A 21,185-nucleotide genomic window follows, 5' to 3' on the forward strand; every position below is an offset into this window, starting at 1 on the left:
TGTCACGGAAGGTGATGGCGGCGCTGTCGGCGGGTTTCGAAGTCATAGGAGGGTATCGGCTCTGGGCGCAGGCGCGAAGCCTGGAAAGGTTGTATAGTTTACTCCCATACGCAAATCCTTGCTTGAACAAGCATTTATCTTCAATCGGAGCTTCACCGCCATGCTTTATCCGCTTCTGAAATCGGGCCATCTACTGTTCGTCATGGCCTGGGTTGCCGCTGTGTTCTATCTACCGCGCCTGTTGATCAATTTCGCCGAGTCGCCCGGACAGCCCGATGTGCAGGCCCGCCTGCTGTTGATGGCGCGTCGTCTGTACCTGTTCGGGCATGTGATGTTCGGACTGTCGCTACTGCTGGGTGTCGGCCTGATCCATTTCGCGGGCTTCGGCGGCTGGCTGCACGCCAAGCTGCTGCTGGTCGCGATTTTGTTCGCGTATTTCATTTTGTGCTACAAGCGCCTGCAAGCCGCGCAGCAGGGCAAAGCCCTGCCGTCACCGCGTACGCTGCGCATCCTCAATGAAGTGCCGGTATTCCTGCTGTTTGCCGTGATCTTTCTGGTGATCGCCAAACCGTTTTAAGGAATCAGCACCAGCTTGCCGACGGTCCGGCCGGACTCGATGTCGGCCTGAGCCTTGGCGGCATCGGCCAGCGCGTATTCCGTCACCGGCGGTGCGACCAATGCGCCGCTTTCGAACAGACCGATCAGCTCCAGCATGCCGCTGCGCAGCAGCCCGGCATGCTCGGACAGAAAACTCAAATTGGCGGCCAGCACGCTTTTGTTGCTCTGGGTCATGTCGAGCGGGTTGAAACGCGGCGTGCGCAGCCAGTCCCAGGCCATTTTCAGCCAATTGAGCCGGCCGTCGTGCGGCAGCATGCTGGCGAATCCGTAGATGCACAGTTTGCCCATCGGCGCGAGATGGGCATAGCTCTGTGCCAGCGTGGACACGCCATTGGCATCGAACACGGCCTGGAAGCCCTTCGGCGCCAGGCGTTCGGCTTCCGGCCACAGATCCTGCGTGGATTTATCGATGGCGTGGGTAGCGCCCATGGCCAGCGCGGCACTGCGTTTGTGCGCGGAACCGATGACGCCGATCACGCGGCAATCGTGCAGCCGGCCCAGCTGGCACAGGGCTGAGCCGACGCCGCCGGCAGCGGAATGCACCAGCCAGGTATCGCCGGGCTTCGGCAACACCTGCTCGCGCACCATGAACCAGGCGGTCAGGAACACCGTGGGCAGGGCCGCGGCCTGGGCGTGGCTGAGGTTGGCAGGTTTGCGGAACACGCGGTCGGATTTCAGCACGATGTGCGAGCAGTAGCCGCCGAACAGCGTCAGCGCCAGAACCTCATCACCGACGGTATGCTCGGTCACCTTCGCACCCACAGCGGTGACAACGCCCGCGAGTTCAAAGCCGGGCGTAATCGGGTAGCCGTGCAGTTCCTTGGCCGAGGCATACAGGCCCATGCGGATGATGCCATCGGCATAGTTCACGCCGCAGGCTTTCACGGCAATCAGCACTTCGTCGTCGCCGACGGCGGGCAAGGGCGCCTCGATGAGTTTGAGGGCTTCGTAGCCGCCGGGACGGTCTATCTGGATTTTGCGTGCCGATAAGGCGTCAACGGGCATGGCTGTTCTCGAGAAATAAACGGAAATGCGCCGCGGTCAGCGGTTTCGAATAGTACCATCCCTGTCCGGCATCGACGCCGTGCGCCTTGAGAAACAAGGCCTGCGCTTCGGTCTCAATGCCTTCGGCGACGGTTTTCAATCCCAGCTGCTTGGCCATGGCAATGATGTGCACGATCACCGAGCTGGTCGCGGATTCGGTATTGATGGCGTCGACGAAGGCTTTGTCGATCTTGATGACATCGATGGCCAGTTTCTGCAGATAAGACAGGCTGGAATATCCGGTGCCGAAGTCGTCTATGAGGATGGAGTGCCCGGCGTCCCGCATTTCGGTGATCACGGCGTTGGCCCTCTCGGCATCGACGAAGCCGCGCTCGGTAGCCTCTATGGCTATCTTGCGCGGATCCAGACCGGCACGGATCAGGCTTTCGCGCAGCAGCGGGTAAAACCGCCGCTTGATCATGTCGCTGGCCGAGAGATTGATGGACAGATACAGCGTTCCGCTGCGGAGTATGTCGCCGAGTTCCATGAGTGCTTTTTCCAGTACGATATCGGTCATTGCTTCGATTAGCCCGATTTCTTCCGCGATGGGAACGAAATGGTCGGGACGTACCGGTCGGCCGTCTTCATCCTGCCAGCGGATCAGACATTCGGCGCCCAGACAGCGGCCATCGGCAATGGCCACGATCGGTTGATAGTTGACTTCGAAGCTTTTGCTGCGCACGGCCCGTTTCAGTTGCTGTGCTGGTTGTCTGCGGAAACCGAGCTGCCGGTAGCATAGTGCTCCGGCAAGCATGCCGCAGACGAATGCGGTCAGCAGCCATGGCCAGAGGTTTTCACGCAGCTGCACCGGCCAGGCTGCCGTCCGGCGCGTGGCCAGCAGACTGACTTTAACGCGCGGATCCTGCAGGACGACCACGGCCGTATCCGGTTCGTGCCGCAGCGCCGGTATCTGATTGGGATCCAAACGTGCGCCGGAAGGATGTCGGGCCAGAACGTTGCCGCTGACTGGGTCATACAGCACCATGCGTGTCCGGTTGTCGGTCACGATGTTGAGCAGGTGGTCGTGCAACGTGCTGAGCAGAACACCGTTATTCCGGTACAACAGGGTATTGTTGCGGGCACTGAACGGATTGTTGGCATACAGCCAGATTTCAGCGCCATCGGCAGTCTGCAAGTGCGGTTTCTGGAGTTCGCGCTTGATGATGCCGGTATCCGAACAGTAACGGTTTCCGCCCATATGGATATTCGCGCTTTTGAGATACAAGCTGTTGCGCACCAGTTTGCCCAGGCTTGCCCGCTCGGAATCGCTACAGCTTTCACCATCAACGGACTCCAACTGCTGCACTCCGCGGCGCATCTCGTCCATGACCGCCAGCGTGCGTTCGAAACCACGCCGGGATAATGCTTCCAGTTCGGTATCGGTGGTTTGCAGCTGTCGGAGATGTCCGAATGCAGTCAGTAGGACGAGCACCGTCAATCCGCCCGCCAGCCCGGCCAATACAGAAATTACGAAATCCCGATATTCGACTTTCATGGCGTCCCCTATGCGCTAACACCATTCTAGGACAGAATGCGATGCCATGAAAAAAGCCGCCTTGCGGCGGCTTTCCTCGGTATGGCACTAGATCATCGCTGCGGCGAACGCTGGCGGCCGCGCGGGTTTCCGCCCGGACTGCTGCTTTTGGGTTTCTGCGACGCCATGCCGTGGCTCTTCAGGTGGCCGGGCTGGGCCGGTTTACGGCGCGGCGCCTGATGGCCGGACGGCTTGCCGCGCGGCGGTGTCAGATCCATGCGCATGGTGGTGGTCGGTTCGAAACCCGGTTTCGGCTCCAGTGCGATGTCCTGTTTCAGCAGACGATTGACCGCACGAAGCAGGCCGCCCTCGTCCGTGGCGACCAGCGACACGGCATCGCCGTTAGCGCCGGCACGGCCGGTGCGGCCGATGCGGTGCACATAATCTTCGGCCACCATCGGCATGTCGAAGTTGATCACCAGCGGCAGCAGCGGGATGTCGAGGCCACGGGCGGCGACGTCGGTGGCGCATAACACGCGCACATTGCCGGCTTTGAAGTCGGACAGGGCTTTCAGACGCTGACCCTGGCTCTTGTTGCCGTGGATGGCGAGCGCCGGGATGCCGTCCTTGGTGATCTGTTCGGCGATGCGGTTGCACAGATGCTTGGTTTTCACGAACACCAGAATCTGTTCCTGGTAGCGTTCGCTCAGGATGTGCATCAGCAGCTCACGCTTCTTGCCCGGGTCGACCGGATGCGCGATGTGATTGACGGTCTGCGCCACGGTGTTCTGCGAAGAGACCTGTACTTCCACCGGATTGCGCATGAACTGCAGCGCCAGCTGTTTGATCGGTGCATCGAAGGTGGCCGAGAACAGCAGGGTCTGCCGCTGTTTCGGCACCTGGTTCAGGATTTTCTTGATGGCCGGCAGGAAGCCCATGTCGAGCATGCGGTCGGCTTCGTCCAGAATCAGGGTTTCGACGCGATGCAGCTGTGCGGTGCCGCGTTCCAGATGGTCGATCAGGCGGCCGGGGGTGGCCACCAGAATGTCCAGGCCCTTGCCGAGTGCCATCATCTGCGGGTTCATGCTGGCGCCGCCGTACATTACCGCGGTGCGCAGGCGGATGTGCTTGCCGTAATCACGGATGCTGGTGTGCACCTGTACGGCCAGTTCGCGGGTCGGTACCAGAATCAGAACCCGTGGGCCTTTGGCTTTGGGGTTCGGATGTTCGGCCAGACGCTGAAGAATCGGCAGCGTGAAAGCGGCGGTTTTGCCGGTGCCGGTCTGGGCGCCGCCTAGAACGTCTTCACCATTTAGGATGGCGGGAATGGCCTGGCTTTGAATGGCGGTGGGTTCCGTGTAGCCCTTATCGGACAGCGCACGGACGAGCTCGGGCATCAGCCCAAGGGATTGAAAAGGCATGTTGTAACTCCTGCGGGGGGCAATGTCCCTAACACCACATTGCTTTCATTGCGCCCGGAGGCGCCTGAGAATGGGTTCGTGCGGAGTAAGTGCGTGAAGCACAGAGATTAGGAAACGAACCGTTTCTTTGTGCCGTCATTGTAGGCGCTTTGGCCCGATAAAGCGAATCGGTGCTGAATCGGCCGTTCAGCCGGACTCAATCGCCCAGCAGAACGCGTTTGGCATCCACGTAGTGTTTCTGCCAGTAGGGCGTGTCGATGTTGTCCATGCGCACGGTGCCGCCGGAGCTGGGCGCATGCACGAAGCGGCGTTCACCGACATAGATGCCGATATGGCTGACACGGCCGCCGAGGGTATTGAAATAAACCAGATCGCCCGGATACAGACGGTCCCTGTCCACCCGGGGCGCATCGATGTCAATCAGGGCGGCCGTGGTGCGCGGCAGTTTCAGGCCGGCACTCTGCAGAAAAACATAATTGATCAGTCCCGAACAATCGAAGCCGGTTTCCGGGGAATTGCCGCCGTAACGGTAGGGCGTTCCGACCAGGCCGATTGCCTGGAACAGGACATCATTGGCGGCGGCTTTGAGGTTTCCGGGCAGGGCGGCATCGTCTTCCCCAAGGCCGGTCACTTCCGGAGTATCGCCGCCGCGGGCGCGCTCCGGTCCGCTGGCGCAGGCGCTCAACAATGCGGCCAGTGCCAGCAAAACGGCGGTTTTCGTGGATTTTACTGGCATTCCGGCACATTCAATCGGATAATAGTCCGCTTGATTGTGCCCGATTAGGGCATTTCCGTCACCCTCCCGATCTGGATGCGTTATGTCGATTGAAAAAAATTCCGTGGTTACCTTTCATTACACCGTTGCCGAAACCGGCAAAGAGCCGCTGGAAAGCTCGAAAGACGGCAATGCCCTGACGGTGCTGGTCGGCCATGGCGCCATCATTCCGGGTCTGGAAGAGGCCCTGATCGGCAAGCAGGCCGGCGACAAGGTCGAAACGACGGTCAGCCCGGACCAGGCCTACGGCGAACGCCGTGACGGCATGACCCAGCGCATTCCGAAGAAACTGTTCAAGAACGCCAAGCTGGTCAATGGCCAGCAGGTCGTGCTGCCGACCGAAATGGGCCCGCGCGCGATGACCATCCTGAAGGTCGGCATGACCACGGTCGATGTCGATCTCAACCATCCGATGGCCGGCAAATCGCTCGACTTCAGCGTGGATATTCTCGATGTCCGTGCCGCCACCGAAGAAGAAATCGCGCACGGTCACGTGCACGGCGAAGGCGGCGTGCAGCACTGATACGGTACTTCCGGCCTATGGCCTGAATGGACCGCAGCGGTTACCCTGATCAAAATCAGGGAGCCGCCATGACCAGCACCGATCACGAATTCCGCCCGACGGGTGCCCCTGAGCGCATCGACATGCTCGATGCCATCCGGGGCTTCGCCCTGTTCGGCATCCTGCTGATGAATCTGGAGGCCTTCAATGGCCCGATCATGCAGGCCATGTCGGGCATCGACCCGACGCTGCGCGGCGCCGACCGCCTCGCCGATGCGTTCATCTACGTTTTCGTGCAGGGCAAGTTCTGGACCCTGTTTTCGCTGCTGTTCGGGATCGGTTTCGCCATGATGCACGACAGCGCCGCCCGCAGCGGCGGTGATTTCCGCCGCATCTACAAACGCCGGCTGTGGGCCCTGCTGGCCATCGGTGCCGCGCACGCCGTGCTGGTCTGGGAAGGCGACATCCTGTTCACCTATGCCTTGGCCGGATTCATTCTGCTTTGGCGCATGAAAAGCGATGCGCCCCCGCGGCTTTACCGCATCCTGCTCGTGTACTGCGCACCTCTGGCCTTATTGGCGTTCGCCGGCGTCATGGCCGGAAACCACGATGACGGCGGCGATATCACCAAAATGATGGCCGATGAAATCCGCCATCAAGGCCACAGCACCTATCTGGCCACCCTGCAATGGCGCGCCGGCTATTTTTTGCAGGGTCTCGGCAATCTGATCATTCTTCTGCCGATGGCAACCGCGATGTTCGCGCTCGGCGTGCGGCTCCACCGCCTGGGCTGGTCGCGGCCGGCAACATCAGCGCAGGACAGTGGCGGCCGCGCAGCTCTTTACTGCTACATTGCCGGTCTGGCCCTGATGGCGGCGAGTATCGCCGTTGCACCTCAGGTATCGATGGTCCGGATTGATGCCGTATTCGCTGCCGTGAACGTCCTCAATATGCTGGCCGGACTGTTGATGTGCCTCGGCATGTTTTTCGGACTGCGCTGGCTGTGGACGCGCCCCGTGTTCCGGAAGCGTCTGGCCGTTCTGGCGCCGCTCGGACGCATGGCGCTGAGCAACTACCTCGGCCAGTCGCTGGTCTGTACCCTGATTTTCTGCGGTTATGGTCTCGGCTATTTCCAGCAGTTGCCGCGTGCATGGCATATTCCCTTCGCCATCGGGCTGATCACGCTGCAGACGCTGTTCAGTACCTGGTGGCTGGGCCGTTTCAGCATGGGGCCGGCCGAATACCTGTGGCGTTGGCTGACTTACGGGAAGCGTCCGAAGTTTGTATCATAGGGACAGTCCATCACGTGCCTGTCCATGAACCCCAGCAATGACGATGTTTTGATTCTTGGCGGCGGGGTCATCGGCCTGAGCTGCGCGCTGTTTCTGCTCGAGCAGGGCCGGTCGGTGCGGATTCTGGAAAAGGACACGGCGGGCGGCGCCACCTCGCACGGCAACTGCGGCACCATCACCCCGAGCCACGCCCTGCCATTGGCCGCGCCCGGCATGATCGGCAAGGCCCTGAAATACATGGCGCAGGCCGATGCACCGTTCTACATCAAGCCCTCAACCGACCGCTCATTGCTTGAATGGCTGTTGCGCTTTTCACTGCGTTGCAACGCGCGTGACCAGCATCGGTCGGCCTTGGCCAAAGCCGCATTGCTGAATGCTTCGCGAACGCTGCTGGAGCAACTCATCGCCCGGCACGGTCTGGACTGCGGATTCGAGACCACCGGCGAGATGTATGTCTGCAAGACCCGCGAGGGCCTCGATGCCCTGGCCCAGGAGCTGCCATTGCTGGCCGAATGCGGCGTTGCCGCCGAACTGCTGGATGCCGACACGCTGGCGGCCCGTGAGCCGGCGCTGCTGCCCGGCATGGCCGGCGGCATTTATTTTCCCAATGACGCCCATTTCAGGCCGGACGCCTTCTGTGCGGCATTGGCGCAGACCGTCAGAGCATTGGGCGGAATCATCGAGGAACACTGTGAGGTGCTGGCGCTGGCGTCGGACGGCGACCGCATTACCCATGTGGAAACCGCCAATGGCCGCCGGCAGGGCGGGCAGGTGTTGGTGGCATTGGCCGCATGGTCGCCGGCCATGGTGCGTAATCTCGATCTGGCCTTGCCGATCCAACCCGGCAAGGGCTATTCCATTTCCTACAGTCTGCCGCCGATTGTTCCGAAAACCCCGCTGGTACTGACCGAACGCAGTGTCTGCGTGACCTCCTGGGCCGATGGCTACCGCCTGGGCAGCACCATGGAATTCGCCGGTTTCGATGACAGCCTGAATGTGAAACGGCTCGATGCGCTCGAACGCGGTGCCCGGGATTATCTGAAGGCGCCGGTCGGCGAACACGTCGTATCCCGCTGGTACGGCTGGCGCCCGATGACTTATGACGATCTGCCGATTCTGGGCAAGTCCCCCAAACACCGCAATCTGTTTCTGGCTACCGGTCATGGCATGCTCGGCATGAGCATGAGCGCGATCACCGGGCAGCTGCTTGCCGCGCAGATGACCGGCCGTGAAACCGCCATCGATCTGGCACCGTATTCGGTCAGCCGTTTCTGATGCACACTTTTGAACTGCATCGCGGGTCTTTGCCGCTGCTGGTCAGTCTGCCGCACAACGGCACCGATATTCCCGAGGACATCCGCGCGTTATTGGTGGATGAGGCGCAGTCCGCGCCCGACACCGATTGGCATGTCGATCGGCTCTATGAATTTGCGTTGGCGATGGGGGCTTCGGTTTTGAAGCCGCGCTATTCGCGTTACGTCATCGATCTGAATCGGCCGCCTGATGATACCTCCCTGTATCCGGGTCAGAACACTACGGGGCTTTGTCCGACCATGGCGTTTTCGGGCCGCCCGATTTACCGCGACGGAAAATCACCCGGGACCGAGGCCATCGTGCAACGGCGCGCGCAGTATTGGCAGCCCTATCACACGGCCTTGCAGGCGGAACTGCACCGGCTCAAGCAGCAGCACGGCCGCGTGCTGCTCTGGGAAGGGCATTCCATCCGGCCGGAGCTGCCGTTTCTGTTCGAAGGCCGGCTGCCCGATTTCAATCTCGGGACCGCCGAAGGCCGCAGTTTTCCCGATGCAGGGTTGCGTGCCGTGGAAGCCGTTCTGGCGTCACAGTCCGCATTCAGCTGGGTCAGCAACGGCCGCTTCAAAGGGGGGTACATCACCCGCCACTACGCCGCCCCCGAGTCGGGCATCCACGCCTTCCAGCTGGAGCTGGCACAGAGCGCTTATCTCGATACAGCGATGTCGGCATTCGATGCCGACAAAGCGGCGCCGGTTCAGGCCCTGATTGCCCGCATGATGGCTGCCGCTCTGGACTTGCCGGGCTGAGGGATTCGCGTTAGGGTGGGGCGTCACTGATTGTCCGGGGAACGTGAAATGAAGAATTCCGATCCAAGACCAAGGCATATGCACTTTGCCAGCATCGGCCAACGGCTGGGCTCGCTGGCGACATTGGTCATATTCCTGTATCTGGTCTATCTGGCCGTCAACGGCCGCTTCGATGCGGAGATTACCCGCTTCGCAGCTTGGCTCGAACACCTGTTCAGCTGATCAAAGTTCCAGTGAAGCCAGATCGCCCTTGGTTTCCAGCCAATGCTTGCGGTCCGGTGCGCGCTTCTTGGCCAGCAGCATGTCCATCAGGGCATCGGTTTCCTTGACGTCGTCGATGGTCAGTTGCACCAGCCGGCGCGTGTCCGGATGCACGGTGGATTCACGCAACTGCGCCGGATTCATTTCACCCAGACCCTTGAAGCGGGTGACGCTGACCTGTCCCTTGATTTTTTCCTTCTCGATGCGGTCGAGCAGGATGCGCTTTTCCTCTTCATCCAGGGCGTAGAACACCTGCTTGCCCACATCGATGCGGAACAGCGGCGGCATGGCCACGAAGATATGGCCGGCATTGACCAAGGCCGGGAAATGCTTGAGGAACAGCGCGGAAAGCAGGGTGGCGATGTGCAGGCCGTCGGAGTCGGCATCGGCCAGGATGATGACCTTGCCGTAACGCAGGCCTTCGATATTCTGCACGCCCGGATCGCAGCCGATGGCCACCGCCAGATCGTGCACTTCGTTGGAGGCCAGGACGCCCGAGCTGGCCACTTCCCAGGTGTTCAGGATTTTGCCGCGCAGCGGCATGATGGCCTGGAATTCCTTATTGCGGGCCTGCTTGGCCGAGCCGCCGGCCGAATCGCCCTCGACCAAAAACAGTTCGGTGCGTGAGAGATCCTGCGAAATGCAATCGGCCAGCTTGCCGGGCAGGGCGGGGCCCTGGGTGATTTTCTTGCGGACCACCTGCTTTTCGGTTTTCAGGCGTGCAGCGGCACGTTCGATGGCCAGCATGGCGATGGCCGTTCCGGCCTCCACGTGCTGGTTCAGCCACAGCGAAAACGCATCATGTACGGCCGATTCGATGAAGGCCGCGGCCTGCCGCGAACTCAGGCGTTCCTTGGTCTGGCCGCTGAATTGCGGATCGGTCAGCTTCAGGCTCAGCACATAGCTGACCCGGTCCCAGACGTCTTCCGGCGCCAGTTTTACGCCGCGCGGCAGCAGGTTGCGGAAATCGCAGAACTCGCGCAGGGCGTCGGTCAAGCCGGATCGCAGTCCGTTCACATGCGTGCCGCCCTGCGCGGTCGGAATCAGGTTGACGTAGCTTTCCTGCACCAGCTCGCCTTCCGGCAGCCAGGCCAGGGCCCAGTCGACCACTTCGCTTTCCTTGCTCAGATGGCCGCCGAACAGTTCCGCCGGCAACAGTTCCTTGCCGGTCAGTTCGCCGAGCAGATAATCGCTCAGGCCGTTTTCGTAGAACCACTGGCTGCGTTCACCGCTGGCTTCGTCGAACAGGGAAACATTCAGGCCCGGACACAGCACGGCTTTGGCGCGCAGCAGATGGCGCAGCGCCTTGACCGCGAATTTGTTGGTGTCGAAATATTTGCCGTCCGGCCAGAACCGGACCCGGGTTCCCGAGTTGCGCTTGCCGACGCTGCCGACCGTTTCCAGCGGCGAGCTGCGGAAGCCGTCCTGGAACTGCATGCGGTATTCATTGCCATCGCGTTTGATGCCGACTTCCACTTTCTTGGACAGGGCGTTGACCACCGACACGCCGACGCCGTGCAGACCGCCGGAGAACGTGTAATTCTTGCCGCTGAATTTACCGCCGGCATGCAGACGGGTCAGAATCAGTTCGACGCCGGGAATGCCTTCGTCGGGATGGATGTCGACCGGCATGCCGCGTCCGTCATCGATGACCTCGCAGCTGCCGTCGGCGTAAAGGGTGACCTCGATCGATTTGGCATGGCCGGCCAGGGCTTCGTCGATGGCATTGTCGATGACTTCCTGCGCCAGATGGTTCGGGCGGGTGGTGTCGGTGTACATGCCCGGACGGCGTTTAACCGGATCCAGACCGGAGAGGACTTCAATGTCGGCGGCGTTATAACGGGTATTCATGGGTCTTCGGGGGCAATGCAGGAGCATTCAGGATGCTATCTGCACGGTTTGCGGTCAAGCGGAATTAAAAAGGTGCGTTTTTGCCCGCAAGTCGGTAAAATGGTGCTTTCCAACGCCCTCTTTTCCCATGACGCGTTTAATCTTCGTTACCGGCGGTGTCGTCTCTTCCCTGGGCAAAGGCATCGCTGCCGCGTCCCTGGCCGCCATCCTCGAGGCCCGCGGCCTCAAAATCACCATGATGAAGCTCGATCCCTACCTCAATGTGGATCCGGGCACCATGTCGCCGTTCCAACACGGCGAGGTGTACGTCACCGATGACGGCGCCGAAACCGATCTCGACCTCGGCCATTACGAGCGCTTCGTGCGCACGCACCTGACCCGCAGGAACTCGATCACCACCGGCCGCATCTACGACAACGTGATCCGCAAGGAGCGCCGCGGCGATTACCTCGGCGGCACCGTGCAGGTCATTCCGCACGTCACCGATGAAATCAAACAGGCCATTTATGCCGCGACCGAAGGCTTCGATGTCGGCCTGGTTGAAATCGGCGGCACCGTCGGCGATATCGAATCCCTGCCGTTTCTGGAAGCCATCCGCCAGATCCGTAGCGAACGCGGCCCGGAAAAGGCCATCTTCCTGCATCTGACCCTGGTGCCCTACATCGCGGCCGCCGGCGAGCTGAAAACCAAGCCGACCCAGCATTCGGTCAAGGAGCTGCGCTCGATCGGCATCCAGCCCGACATCCTGCTGTGCCGCAGCGAGCAGCCGCTGCCGGAAAGCGACCGCCGCAAGATCGCCCTGTTCACCAACGTGCCGGAAGAAGCGGTCATCAGCTGTCTGGACGTCGATACCATCTACAAACTGCCGCTCTGGCTGCATGAGCAGGGCCTGGACACCATCGCCATCCGCCGTCTGCGTCTGGAAGACATGGTCGGTCCGGCCGATCTCAGCGAATGGCGCGATGTCGTCGATGCCGTCGAACATCCGGTCGATGAAGTCACCATCGCGGTGGTCGGCAAATACGTCGATCACCAGGACGCCTACAAATCCATCGGCGAAGCCCTGCGCCACGGCGGCCTGCGCCAGCGCACGCGGGTCCGTCTGAAATGGCTGGAATCCGAACAGGTTGAAACCGATGGCACCGCCGTACTGGCCGATGTTGACGGCATTCTGGTGCCCGGCGGTTTCGGTGACCGCGGCTTCGAAGGCAAAGTCGCGACCTCGAAATACGCCCGCGACCACAAGATTCCGTATTTCGGCATCTGCTACGGCATGCAGGCTGCGGTGGTCGACATCCTGCGCGACAAGGGTGGTCTGCCCGGCGCCAACACTACCGAGATCGACCGCCAGTGTGCGGACCCGGCCATTGCCCTGATTACCGAATGGCGCACCGCCAGCGGCGAAATCGAGCGCCGCAGTGCCGACTCCGACATGGGCGGTACCATGCGACTGGGTCTTCAGGAATGCCGATTGAAGCCCGGCACGCTGGCGCATCGCTTGTACGGCAAAGACGTCGTGTCCGAGCGCCATCGCCACCGTTACGAATTCAACAACGCCTACCGCGAAGCAGTGGAAAAGGCCGGCATGACCATCTCGGCGCAGTCGATGGATGGCCTGCTGGTGGAAATGGTTGAAATCCCGGAGCATCCCTGGTTCCTGGCCTGCCAGGCGCATCCGGAATTCCTGTCGACCCCGCGTTACGGCCACCCCCTGTTCAGCGGCTTCATCAAGGCCGCACGCCAGAAGAAATCCGGCACCGCCGATTAAGGACACTGCTCATGAAACTGTGCGGCTTCGATGTAGGTTTGGATCAACGTTTCTTCCTGATTGCCGGTCCGTGCGTGATCGAGTCCATGCAGCTGCAGCTGGATGTGGCCGGACAGCTGAAGGAAATCACCGATTCGCTCGGCATACCCTTCATTTTCAAATCGAGTTTCGATAAAGCCAACCGCACCTCCGGCACCAGCTTCCGCGGTCCGGGCCTGGAAGAAGGCCTGAAAGTGCTGTCGGAAGTTAAACGCCAGATCGGTGTGCCAGTGCTCACCGACGTGCATGAATACACCCCGATGGACGAAGTGGCGGCCGTAGTCGATGTGCTGCAGACCCCGGCCTTCCTGTGCCGTCAGACCGATTTCATCCAGAAAGTCGCCAGCGCCGGCCGGCCGGTCAACATCAAGAAAGGCCAGTTCCTGTCGCCCTGGGAAATGAAGCATGTGGCCGCGAAGGCGAAAGCCACCGGCAATGAGCAGATCATGGTCTGCGAACGCGGCGCCAGTTTCGGCTACAACAATCTGGTGTCCGACATGCGCTCGCTGAGCGTGATGCGCGACACCGGCTGCCCGGTGGTGTTCGATGCCACCCATTCGGTGCAGCTGCCCGGCGGCATGGACGGCAAGTCCGGCGGCCAGCGCCAGTTCGTGCCGGTGCTGTCGCGCGCGGCTATGGCGGTCGGTATCGCCGGCATCTTCATGGAAACTCATCCGAATCCGGAGGTGGCATTGAGCGACGGCCCGAACGCCTGGCCGCTGCCGAAAATGAAAGCCCTGCTGGAAAACCTGATCGCGTTCGACGAAGCGGCCAAGCGCGGCGGCTTCATCGAAGACCACATTTAATCTCCGAATACATCTACAGAAGATCTGCCATGAGCCAAATCAGCCACATCATCGCCCGCGAAATCCTCGACAGCCGCGGCAACCCGACCCTTGAAGCGGAAGTGACGCTGAGCAGCGGGCAGACCGGCCGTGCCGCCGTTCCCTCGGGCGCATCCACCGGATCCAAGGAAGCCATCGAACTGCGTGACGGCGACAAGACCCGTTACCAGGGCAAAGGCGTGAAAAAAGCCGTTGAACACGTCAACGGCGAAATCGCCAAAGCGTTGCACGGTTTTGACGTGTTCGACCAAGCCGGTCTGGACCAGCGCCTGATCAATCTCGACGGCACCGAAAACAAGGCCCGTCTCGGCGCCAATGCGCTGCTCGGCGTGTCGCTGGCCGCGGCCCATGCCGCCGCTGCCGCCAAAGGCCAGGCGCTCTGGCAGTATCTGGCCAATGGCCGCGAGGTGGCACTGCCGGTACCGATGATGAACATCATCAACGGCGGTGCGCATGCCGACAACAATGTCGATATGCAGGAATTCATGGTGCTTCCGGTCGGTTTCGATTCGTTCTCGGAAGCCCTGCGTGCCGGGACCGAAATTTTCCATAGCCTGAAGTCGGTGCTCAAAGGCCGTGGCCTGAGCACTTCGGTGGGCGACGAAGGCGGCTTCGCCCCGGATCTGCGCTCCAACGAAGAAGCGCTGGAAACCATTCTGGAAGCGATTGCCAAGGCGGGCTACCATGCCGGCGATGACGTGCTGCTGGGTCTGGATGTGGCCAGTACCGAGTTCTACGAAAACGGCAAGTACAATCTGATGGGCGAGGGCAAACGCCTGAGTTCCGAGCAGTTCTGTGATTTCCTCGCCGACTGGTCGCGCAAGTACCCGATCATCACCATCGAAGACGGCATGGCCGAAAACGACTGGGCCGGCTGGAAACTGTTGACCGATGCCGTCGGCAAGGATGTCCAACTGGTCGGTGACGATCTGTTCGTGACCAACCCGGGCATCTTCCAGGACGGCATCGACCAGAAGGTGGCCAACGCCATCCTCATCAAGGTCAACCAGATCGGCACGCTGAGCGAAACCCTGCGGGCCATCGCCATGGCCGATGCCAACGGCTACGCGGCCATCGTTTCGCACCGCTCGGGTGAAACCGAGGACACCACCATCGCCGACATCTCCGTGGCCACCACCGCCACCCAGATCAAGACCGGTTCGCTGTGCCGTTCCGACCGCGTGGCCAAGTACAACCAGTTGCTGCGCATCGAGCAGGCACTGGGCGCCAAGGCCCGTTACGCCGGCCGTAACGCGTTCGTGAGCCTCAAGCGCTGACGTGGACGCCCTGGCCCGGAACATCTGGACCTATGTCGTGCTGGTGCTCGCACTGGTGCTGCTGCAGTACAAATTCTGGTTCGGGCAGGGCAACTGGCGTCAGGTCGAACAGCTGCGCGCCCAGGTGCAGGCGCAGCAGGCCGAAAACCGCGAGCTGCTGCGTCGCAACAAGGCTTTGGCGGCTGAAGTGAAAGATCTCAAATCCGGCGTGGACGCGGTCGAAGAACGTGCCCGGAACGAAATGGGCATGATCAAGCCCGGCCGGAAAAGAAACTGGCTGTGCCCCCGCCGCAGGATGCTCCCCGGCCATGATCTGGGCCATCATACCGGCGGCCGGTTCAGGCTCCCGATCGGGTTCCGACATCCCCAAGCAATACCGGCCGCTGCTCGGCAAGCCGATGATCGAACATGTGCTGGATCTGTTGGCACAGCATCCGGATATCGATGGTTTGATGCTCGTCCTGGCCGCCGACGACGAGCGCTGGCAGGGAATTGAAAAGTGGCGCGGCAAACCGCTGCGCACCTGCACCGGCGGCATGCGCCGGAGCGAGAGTGTCCTGGCCGGCATCACCGCCCTGTCCGATGTCCTGCACAAGGACAGCTGGGCGTTGGTCCACGATGCCGCGCGCCCCTGCCTGCGGCTGGAGGACCTGAACCGCCTCATCGAAGCGGCCTGCGTGCATCCGGTCGGCGGCCTGCTGGCCGGGCGCATGAAAGACACGGTCAAACGCGGCGATGCCGATGATCAGGTCGAGGGTACGATTGACCGCAGTGCGCTCTGGCGTGCCTTCACGCCGCAATTGTTCCCCGCGCGCAGCCTGCAGCGCGCCCTGCAGCACGCCCATCAGGAAAACGCCGACATCACTGATGAAAGCAGTGCCATGGAGCGTCTGGGTCTGTCGCCGCTGCTGGTGCCCGGAGCCGACGACAACATCAAAGTGACCGCACCGGAAGATTTCGCGTTCGCGGAAGCCATACTGACAGCGAGGAATGCGCCATGATGCGGATCGGTTCGGGTTTCGATGTGCACGCTTTCGGCGACGGCGACCATGTGGTGCTCGGCGGCGTCCGCATCGCCCACAGCCGCGGGCTGCTGGCACACTCCGATGGCGATGTGCTGATCCACGCCCTGTGCGACGCGCTGCTCGGCGCGTTGGCGCTCGGTGACATCGGCGCGCACTTTCCGCCCTCCGATCCGCGCTGGAAGGATGCCGACAGCGCCCTGCTGCTGGCGCAGTGCATGGCCATGGTGCGTGACCGCGGCTTCGAGCTGGCCAATATGGATGCCACCTTGATCTGCGAATTTCCGAAAATCAATCCGCATGTGGCCGCCATGCGCGCGCGTCTGGCGGAAGTCATGCAGTGCGATGCCGGACGGGTTTCCGTGAAAGCGACCACGACCGAAACGCTTGGGTTTACCGGCCGCGGCGAAGGCATTGCCGCACAGGCCACCGTTCTGCTGGAATCCCGGTGATTCTTCCCCGCGCACTGCCTAACGCCCCGGTCAGCGGGCGCATCCGCTGCAGTCCCGAAGATTTCGTGGTCGAGGAGCTGCCCAGTTTCGAGGCGACCGGGGAAGGCGAACATCTGCTGCTGACAGTGCGCAAACGCGGCATGAATACGGCCTTCTGCGCCGAGCGCATCGCGCGTTGGGCCGGCATCGATGTCCGCGATGTGTCCTACGCCGGCATGAAAGACCGCCATGCCGTGACCACTCAGCGCTTTTCGGTCCGCCTTCCCAAGAAAACATCACCGGATGTGGCCTTGCTTAACGATGATGAGTGTCAGGTCCTGGAAGCGAATTGGCATAACCGGAAATTGGCGCGCGGCGCTTTGGCCGGGAATCGGTTCACTTTGGTTTTGCGCGAACTGCAGGGCGACCGCGAAACACTGGAATCCGGATTGCAGATTCTGGCACGTCAGGGCGTTCCCAATTATTTCGGTGAGCAGCGTTTCGGTGCCGAGCAGGCCAATGTCGGCAAAGCCCTGGGCATGTTCGAAGGCCGGCGCGTCGACCGCGCCAAGCGCTCGATCTACCTCTCGGCGGCCCGTTCGCATCTGTTCAACCGGGTGCTGGCGATGCGGGTCGAACAGGGCAACTGGAATGCCGCATTGGACGGCGAAGTCTGGATGCTGGACGGCACCAAAAGCATCTTCGGTCCCGAGCCATTGACTGAAGATATTGCCGCACGATGTTCGGCAATGGATATCCATCCAACCGGTCCGATGTGGGGCGCCGGTGAACTGCGTAGCCAAGGCGATGTTCTGGCTTTGGAGTCAAGCCTGCCGCAATGGCAACCGGAGTTGTGCAAGGGGCTTGAGAAGGCCGATCTGCATCAGGAGCGGCGTGCGCTGCGCCTGCTTCCGAAAGGGCTGTCGTGGAAGTTCATTGATGACAACAGGCTGCAGCTTTGCTTCGAACTGCCGCCCGGTGCTTATGCCACGTCAGTGTTGGCGGAGCTCGGTCAGTTCGATTAAGCGGTACTGACCCCGAACAGGCTGCCGATGCCCCAGGTGGCGGCCATTGCCAGGGCGCCCCAGAACAGCACGCGCACCGCACCTTTGAGCACGGGTGCACCACCGGTATAGGCGGCAACCGCGCCCAGCGCCGTCAGGAACAGCAGGGTGCTGAGCGCGACGGCCCACATCATGCTTGCCGCAGGCATCAGCCAAGCCACCGCCAAGGGCAGGACGGCACCGGCGGCAAAGCTGGCCGCCGAGGACAGTGCCGCCTGAACCGGACGGGCACTGAAATGGGCACTGATGCCGAGTTCATCGCGGGCATGCGCACCGAGCGCGTCATGCGCGGTCAGCTGCACTGCCACCTGTTTGGCCAGATCGGGCGTCAGGCCGCGGTGCACATAGATGGCGGTAAGTTCTTTCAATTCGCCCTCAGGATCGGTGGCCAACTCCTGAGTTTCCTTTGCAAGATCGGCTTTTTCGGTATCGGCCTGCGAGTGCACCGAAACGTATTCCCCGGCCGCCATTGACATTGCGCCGGCAACCAAACCGGCCACACCGGCCACCAGCACCGCGTCCTTGCCGCCATTGGCGGCGGCAACGCCCAGGATCAGACTGGCTGTGGAGACGATGCCGTCGTTGGCACCCAGCACGGCGGCACGCAGCCAGCCGATATGTTCGGTTTTATGGCGTTCGGGAAGATGCGGCATGGATTTTCCTTTATTCGAGTAGGACAAGCGCGGCACCGGCGCCGCCCTGGTTCTGCGGTGCCGTGCAGAACGCCAGCACGCGTCCCTGATGGCGCAGGACTTTGTCGACCACGTTCATCAGAACCGGCCCTGCTTCCGAACGCGATCCTTTGCCGTGGATGATGCGGATACAGTGTAACCCTTCCTTGTAGGCCTCGCCGAGGAATTGCTTGAGCCAGCGTTCGGCGTCCATGGCATTCATGCCGTGCAGATCGAACTCGCCGTCCACGCGGATGCCCCCGGATTTGAACTTGCGCATCAGCCGGACATCCACCTTCGGGCCCTGGAACAGCAGCGGTTCGCTGCCCAGTAGCAGGGCTTCGGCATCATTCATGCGCCGGGACTGCAGCAGGGCTTCGTGTTCGTCGCGCTCGAACATGCGTGCCCGCGGCTTCGGCTTGGCTTTCTGCAGACGGCTTTCGGTATGCCGGTGCACGATGACCGGGCCGATGGCCTCGCGGAACAGTTCGCTGTCCTCGGGAGCAACTGGCGGCGGCGGTTTTTTACTCATTATTCAATGATAGCAAAGCCCCGTTGCCCTGCATCGTCCTATTTCGGGCAGCGGTAAAAATAAGGCTGACCCCTGGCCGCATCCAGTGCTTTGGCCTCCGGAGCCATGGCGCCTTTGAGACCAAGAATCAGCGGTGTGTCGCGGGAAAATTCATCCCGGATTTCAACGCCCTGACTGTTGATGCTGCCGCAACTGATCGCCTTTACCGCATCGCTGTGGAAAATCAGGCTGCCGAGATACACGTTTTTTCCGGCTTCCACCGTGAATGGCATACGGATTTCCTGTGTGCTTTCCATGCCGCGCGCTTCAATGCCGATGATGTCGTAATTTCCGGGCTTAAGACACATCTGAAAGGCACTGGCCCGAAGCGTATCGCTGTCGATATCGTGTTTCTTGTCAAGGGTAGTGAACCCGAAATAGGCTTTGTTGAAGCGTGCTTTCTCGCCATACTGGCTCCCGGCAAAATAGACGATGCTGTTGAAATTCTTGCCGGGCATGCTGGTGCCGACCGTCCCGCTGATGCAGCCGCCGCCATCAGCCAGGCTCTGCTTGTACTTGCCGAATCCGCCGTAATCAGTGAACGCACTGGCCTGTACGTTCGGGCATACGGCAAATGCGCCTGCCAGTATCAGCAAAATGAACTTTGCGGTCATTGGGACTCCGGGGGAAAGGTTCGGGGCAGGGCAGCCCTGTAGATAATTTAACCGATGCCGGCGGAACACGGGAAAGCGGTCGTCGGATAGCTGCTTTTGCCGCTTGGTTTATCCCGTTTCTGCAGGGAATACGGGTATCATATTTGCATGCGTATCCTCATCAGCAACGACGACGGCATCGAGGCGCCGGGCATCATCGCCCTGGCCGAAGGCCTGGACGCCGCCGGACACCAGCTTTTCATCGTCGCCCCCGACCGTGACCGCTCCGGTGCTTCCAATTCCCTGACCCTCGGTTCGCCCATCCGTGCCCGGCATCTGGCCGAAAACCGCATCAGCGTGACCGGTACCCCCACCGACTGCGTGCATCTGGCGCTGGCGGGTCTGCTGCCGGAAGATCCGGATATCGTGCTGTCGGGCATCAACAATACCGCCAATCTGGGCGATGACGTGATCTACTCGGGCACCGTGGCCGCCGCCATGGAGGGCCGTTGCCTCGGATTGCCGGCCATCGCGCTCAGCTGTGCCAGTCCCGATCACAAGCCCCGGCATTACGCCAGCAGCGTGCGCGTCGCGCAGTTGCTGATTGAACGTCTGCTCAGCGATCCCTTGCCGGCCGACACGATTTTGAACGTCAACATCCCCGATCTGCCCTGGGCGGAAATCAAGGGCTTCGAAGTCACCCGTCTGGGTCACCGCCACCGCGCCGAACCCTGCGTGCAGCAGCTGGATCCGCGTGGGCGTCCGATGTGGTGGATCGGTCCGGCCGGTCCCGAGCAGGACGGCGGCCCAGGTACCGATTTCCATGCCGTCAAAACCGGCTTTGTATCGATCACGCCGATCCATGTCGACCTGACCCGCTACCAGGCGCTGGAGAAGGTCTCCGGCTGGGCGCAGGACCTGTCGAAAGCGCTGCCGGCATGAACCGCATCGAACTACGCCCCGAAAGCAAAGGCCTGGGCATGACCTCCCAGCGCGCCCGCGACCGCCTGGTCGAGCGCCTGCGCGAGCAGGGCATCCGCGACGAACGCGTGTTGAATGTCATGCGTGCGCTGCCGCGGCATGCCTTCATCGATGAAGGATTGGCCTCCCGCGCCTATGAAGATACGGCCTTGCCGATCGGCAACGGACAGACCATTTCCCAACCCTGGGTCGTGGCACGGATGACCGAGGCGGCTCGGGTTACCAGACTGCCGTACTGGCCGCGCTCGGCGTTCAGGTCTTCAGCGTTGAACGCATCGAAGAACTGCTGCGCAGCGCACGCCCGCGCTTCCGCACCCTGAAACTGCACGAGCAGATCCGCTCCAAGCACGACGACGGCAACCTGGGTTGGGCCGAGAACGGCCCGTTCGATGCCATCCTGCTGACCTGCGCCGCACCGGCATTGGTCACGCCGCTGTTGGCGCAACTCGGCGACCCCGGCGTGCTGGTGTCGCCGGTCGGTACCGAAGCCGGCAAGCAGAAGCTGCTGCGGGTGATCAAAGCCGACGGCGCGGTCAGCGAACAGGATCTGGGTCCGGTCAGTTTCGTGCCGCTGTTGCCGGGAGTGCTCTGATGTCGCTGTTCAAAGGCCTTTACGAACGCGCCA

21 protein-coding genes and 2 pseudogenes are annotated in these 21,185 nt (G+C 61.6%); 15 read left to right on the forward strand and 8 right to left on the reverse strand.

All coding sequences use genetic code 11. The features are described from left to right. Nucleotides 1-160: 160 nt before the first annotated feature. Nucleotides 161-577 carry a CopD family protein gene (locus Q0W88_RS07505; protein ID WP_297801760.1) on the forward strand — a complete coding sequence of 139 codons (417 nt, stop codon included), beginning with the start codon at nucleotides 161-163 and terminating at the stop codon, nucleotides 575-577. Here Q0W88_RS07505 and Q0W88_RS07510 read toward each other — a convergent pair. From Q0W88_RS07510 to Q0W88_RS07525, 4 genes are all read right to left on the reverse strand, one after another. After that, nucleotides 574-1,623, reverse strand: a complete 1,050-nt coding sequence (locus Q0W88_RS07510; protein ID WP_297801761.1) for a zinc-binding dehydrogenase — start codon at nucleotides 1,621-1,623, stop codon at nucleotides 574-576. The genes Q0W88_RS07505 and Q0W88_RS07510 overlap by 4 nt on opposite strands. Next, the gene (locus Q0W88_RS07515; RefSeq protein ID WP_297801762.1) at nucleotides 1,613-3,157 is read right to left on the reverse strand and encodes an EAL domain-containing protein; all 1,545 of its coding nucleotides are present in this window, start codon (nucleotides 3,155-3,157) and stop codon (nucleotides 1,613-1,615) included. The genes Q0W88_RS07510 and Q0W88_RS07515 overlap by 11 nt, the downstream gene beginning before the upstream one ends. A 92-nt stretch (nucleotides 3,158-3,249) precedes the next feature. Next, nucleotides 3,250-4,557, reverse strand: a complete 1,308-nt coding sequence (locus Q0W88_RS07520; protein ID WP_297801763.1) for a DEAD/DEAH box helicase — start codon at nucleotides 4,555-4,557, stop codon at nucleotides 3,250-3,252. 196 nt (nucleotides 4,558-4,753) lie between these two features. Beyond that, entirely contained in the window at nucleotides 4,754-5,293 is a 540-nt protein-coding gene (locus Q0W88_RS07525) for a C40 family peptidase (RefSeq protein ID WP_297801764.1), read from the reverse strand. 82 nt (nucleotides 5,294-5,375) lie between these two features. Here Q0W88_RS07525 and Q0W88_RS07530 point away from each other — a divergent pair, with 82 nt between their 5' ends. The 5 genes from Q0W88_RS07530 (at nucleotide 5,376) to Q0W88_RS07550 (ending at nucleotide 9,408) form a co-directional block, all read left to right on the forward strand. Next, nucleotides 5,376-5,855 (forward strand): peptidylprolyl isomerase, encoded by a 480-nt coding sequence (locus tag Q0W88_RS07530; RefSeq protein WP_297801765.1) that lies wholly within the window; start codon nucleotides 5,376-5,378, stop codon nucleotides 5,853-5,855. Nucleotides 5,856-5,923: 68 nt separating this feature from the next. After that, on the forward strand, nucleotides 5,924-7,126 hold the full coding sequence (locus Q0W88_RS07535) for a DUF418 domain-containing protein (protein ID WP_297801766.1): 1,203 nt from the start codon (nucleotides 5,924-5,926) through the stop codon (nucleotides 7,124-7,126). 24 nt (nucleotides 7,127-7,150) lie between these two features. After that, nucleotides 7,151-8,401 carry an FAD-dependent oxidoreductase gene (locus Q0W88_RS07540; RefSeq protein WP_297801767.1) on the forward strand — a complete coding sequence of 417 codons (1,251 nt, stop codon included), beginning with the start codon at nucleotides 7,151-7,153 and terminating at the stop codon, nucleotides 8,399-8,401. Next, on the forward strand, nucleotides 8,401-9,186 hold the full coding sequence (hutG, locus tag Q0W88_RS07545; protein ID WP_297801768.1) for an N-formylglutamate deformylase: 786 nt from the start codon (nucleotides 8,401-8,403) through the stop codon (nucleotides 9,184-9,186). The genes Q0W88_RS07540 and hutG overlap by 1 nt, the downstream gene beginning before the upstream one ends. A 48-nt stretch (nucleotides 9,187-9,234) precedes the next feature. Then, complete coding sequence (locus Q0W88_RS07550; protein WP_297801769.1) at nucleotides 9,235-9,408, forward strand: hypothetical protein; 174 nt, start codon at nucleotides 9,235-9,237, stop codon at nucleotides 9,406-9,408. Here Q0W88_RS07550 and parE read toward each other — a convergent pair whose 3' ends face one another. Then, on the reverse strand, nucleotides 9,409-11,298 hold the full coding sequence (parE, locus tag Q0W88_RS07555; RefSeq protein WP_297801770.1) for a DNA topoisomerase IV subunit B: 1,890 nt from the start codon (nucleotides 11,296-11,298) through the stop codon (nucleotides 9,409-9,411). A gap of 127 nt (nucleotides 11,299-11,425) precedes the next feature. On the opposite strand from parE, the gene Q0W88_RS07560 reads away from it, so the two are divergent. The 7 genes and pseudogenes from Q0W88_RS07560 to truD all read left to right on the forward strand — a co-directional run bounded on the left by Q0W88_RS07560 (nucleotide 11,426) and on the right by truD (nucleotide 17,705). Then, nucleotides 11,426-13,066, forward strand: a complete 1,641-nt coding sequence (locus tag Q0W88_RS07560) for a CTP synthase (protein WP_297801771.1) — start codon at nucleotides 11,426-11,428, stop codon at nucleotides 13,064-13,066. Between the two features lie 11 nt (nucleotides 13,067-13,077). After that, complete coding sequence (kdsA, locus tag Q0W88_RS07565; RefSeq protein WP_297801773.1) at nucleotides 13,078-13,911, forward strand: 3-deoxy-8-phosphooctulonate synthase; 834 nt, start codon at nucleotides 13,078-13,080, stop codon at nucleotides 13,909-13,911. Nucleotides 13,912-13,940: 29 nt separating this feature from the next. Next, the gene (gene eno / locus Q0W88_RS07570) at nucleotides 13,941-15,227 is read left to right on the forward strand and encodes a phosphopyruvate hydratase (protein ID WP_297801775.1); all 1,287 of its coding nucleotides are present in this window, start codon (nucleotides 13,941-13,943) and stop codon (nucleotides 15,225-15,227) included. A gap of 10 nt (nucleotides 15,228-15,237) precedes the next feature. Further along, nucleotides 15,238-15,489, forward strand: a pseudogene (gene ftsB, locus Q0W88_RS07575) (cell division protein FtsB); the annotation flags it as partial. Nucleotides 15,490-15,535: 46 nt separating this feature from the next. After that, entirely contained in the window at nucleotides 15,536-16,228 is a 693-nt protein-coding gene (gene ispD / locus Q0W88_RS07580; protein ID WP_297801777.1) for a 2-C-methyl-D-erythritol 4-phosphate cytidylyltransferase, read from the forward strand. Further along, a complete protein-coding gene (gene ispF / locus Q0W88_RS07585; protein WP_297801779.1) occupies nucleotides 16,225-16,701 on the forward strand; it encodes a 2-C-methyl-D-erythritol 2,4-cyclodiphosphate synthase in 477 nt (158 codons plus the stop codon). The genes ispD and ispF overlap by 4 nt, the downstream gene beginning before the upstream one ends. Beyond that, entirely contained in the window at nucleotides 16,698-17,705 is a 1,008-nt protein-coding gene (truD, locus tag Q0W88_RS07590) for a tRNA pseudouridine(13) synthase TruD (RefSeq protein ID WP_297801781.1), read from the forward strand. Before ispF ends, truD begins: the two co-directional genes overlap by 4 nt. On the opposite strand, the gene Q0W88_RS07595 is transcribed toward truD, so the two are convergent. From Q0W88_RS07595 to Q0W88_RS07605, 3 genes are read right to left on the reverse strand one after another with little or no spacing between them, the layout of a single operon-like run. Continuing rightward, nucleotides 17,702-18,397: a VIT family protein gene (locus Q0W88_RS07595; RefSeq protein ID WP_297801783.1), complete on the reverse strand. Its 696-nt coding sequence runs from the start codon at nucleotides 18,395-18,397 to the stop codon at nucleotides 17,702-17,704. The two genes, truD and Q0W88_RS07595, sit on opposite strands and share 4 nt — an antisense overlap. 10 nt (nucleotides 18,398-18,407) lie before the next feature. Continuing rightward, nucleotides 18,408-18,947 (reverse strand): Smr/MutS family protein, encoded by a 540-nt coding sequence (locus tag Q0W88_RS07600; protein WP_297801785.1) that lies wholly within the window; start codon nucleotides 18,945-18,947, stop codon nucleotides 18,408-18,410. Nucleotides 18,948-18,985: 38 nt separating this feature from the next. Further along, nucleotides 18,986-19,600, reverse strand: a complete 615-nt coding sequence (locus Q0W88_RS07605) for a hypothetical protein (RefSeq protein ID WP_297801787.1) — start codon at nucleotides 19,598-19,600, stop codon at nucleotides 18,986-18,988. 147 nt (nucleotides 19,601-19,747) lie between these two features. Between Q0W88_RS07605 and surE the strand changes: the two genes are divergently transcribed. Then, complete coding sequence (surE, locus tag Q0W88_RS07610) at nucleotides 19,748-20,521, forward strand: 5'/3'-nucleotidase SurE (RefSeq protein WP_297801788.1); 774 nt, start codon at nucleotides 19,748-19,750, stop codon at nucleotides 20,519-20,521. Continuing rightward, nucleotides 20,518-21,152, forward strand: a pseudogene (locus Q0W88_RS07615) (protein-L-isoaspartate(D-aspartate) O-methyltransferase). Before surE ends, Q0W88_RS07615 begins: the two are co-directional and overlap by 4 nt. The last annotated feature ends 33 nt before the right edge of the window (nucleotides 21,153-21,185 follow it).

The sequence above is a fragment of the Arenimonas sp. GDDSR-1 genome (genome assembly GCF_025980345.1).
In the GTDB taxonomy this organism is placed as follows: domain Bacteria; phylum Pseudomonadota; class Gammaproteobacteria; order Xanthomonadales; family Xanthomonadaceae; genus Arenimonas.

Bases quoted from the DNA above. Each gene is read 5' to 3' on its own strand.
- hutG (WP_297801768.1), top strand. From the start codon at position 8,401: ATGCACACTTTTGAACTGCATCGCGGGTCTTTGCCGCTGCTGGTCAGT.
- Q0W88_RS07605 (WP_297801787.1), bottom strand. From the start codon at position 19,600: ATGACCGCAAAGTTCATTTTGCTGATACTGGCAGGCGCATTTGCCGTA.
- ispD (WP_297801777.1), top strand. From the start codon at position 15,536: ATGATCTGGGCCATCATACCGGCGGCCGGTTCAGGCTCCCGATCGGGT.
- Q0W88_RS07535 (WP_297801766.1), top strand. From the start codon at position 5,924: ATGACCAGCACCGATCACGAATTCCGCCCGACGGGTGCCCCTGAGCGC.
- kdsA (WP_297801773.1), top strand. From the start codon at position 13,078: ATGAAACTGTGCGGCTTCGATGTAGGTTTGGATCAACGTTTCTTCCTG.
- eno (WP_297801775.1), top strand. From the start codon at position 13,941: ATGAGCCAAATCAGCCACATCATCGCCCGCGAAATCCTCGACAGCCGC.
- Q0W88_RS07560 (WP_297801771.1), top strand. From the start codon at position 11,426: ATGACGCGTTTAATCTTCGTTACCGGCGGTGTCGTCTCTTCCCTGGGC.
- Q0W88_RS07515 (WP_297801762.1), bottom strand. From the start codon at position 3,157: ATGAAAGTCGAATATCGGGATTTCGTAATTTCTGTATTGGCCGGGCTG.
- surE (WP_297801788.1), top strand. From the start codon at position 19,748: ATGCGTATCCTCATCAGCAACGACGACGGCATCGAGGCGCCGGGCATC.
- ispF (WP_297801779.1), top strand. From the start codon at position 16,225: ATGATGCGGATCGGTTCGGGTTTCGATGTGCACGCTTTCGGCGACGGC.
- Q0W88_RS07525 (WP_297801764.1), bottom strand. From the start codon at position 5,293: ATGCCAGTAAAATCCACGAAAACCGCCGTTTTGCTGGCACTGGCCGCA.
- Q0W88_RS07550 (WP_297801769.1), top strand. From the start codon at position 9,235: ATGAAGAATTCCGATCCAAGACCAAGGCATATGCACTTTGCCAGCATC.
- Q0W88_RS07520 (WP_297801763.1), bottom strand. From the start codon at position 4,557: ATGCCTTTTCAATCCCTTGGGCTGATGCCCGAGCTCGTCCGTGCGCTG.
- parE (WP_297801770.1), bottom strand. From the start codon at position 11,298: ATGAATACCCGTTATAACGCCGCCGACATTGAAGTCCTCTCCGGTCTG.
- Q0W88_RS07540 (WP_297801767.1), top strand. From the start codon at position 7,151: ATGAACCCCAGCAATGACGATGTTTTGATTCTTGGCGGCGGGGTCATC.
- Q0W88_RS07510 (WP_297801761.1), bottom strand. From the start codon at position 1,623: ATGCCCGTTGACGCCTTATCGGCACGCAAAATCCAGATAGACCGTCCC.
- Q0W88_RS07595 (WP_297801783.1), bottom strand. From the start codon at position 18,397: ATGCCGCATCTTCCCGAACGCCATAAAACCGAACATATCGGCTGGCTG.
- Q0W88_RS07600 (WP_297801785.1), bottom strand. From the start codon at position 18,947: ATGAGTAAAAAACCGCCGCCGCCAGTTGCTCCCGAGGACAGCGAACTG.
- Q0W88_RS07530 (WP_297801765.1), top strand. From the start codon at position 5,376: ATGTCGATTGAAAAAAATTCCGTGGTTACCTTTCATTACACCGTTGCC.
- Q0W88_RS07505 (WP_297801760.1), top strand. From the start codon at position 161: ATGCTTTATCCGCTTCTGAAATCGGGCCATCTACTGTTCGTCATGGCC.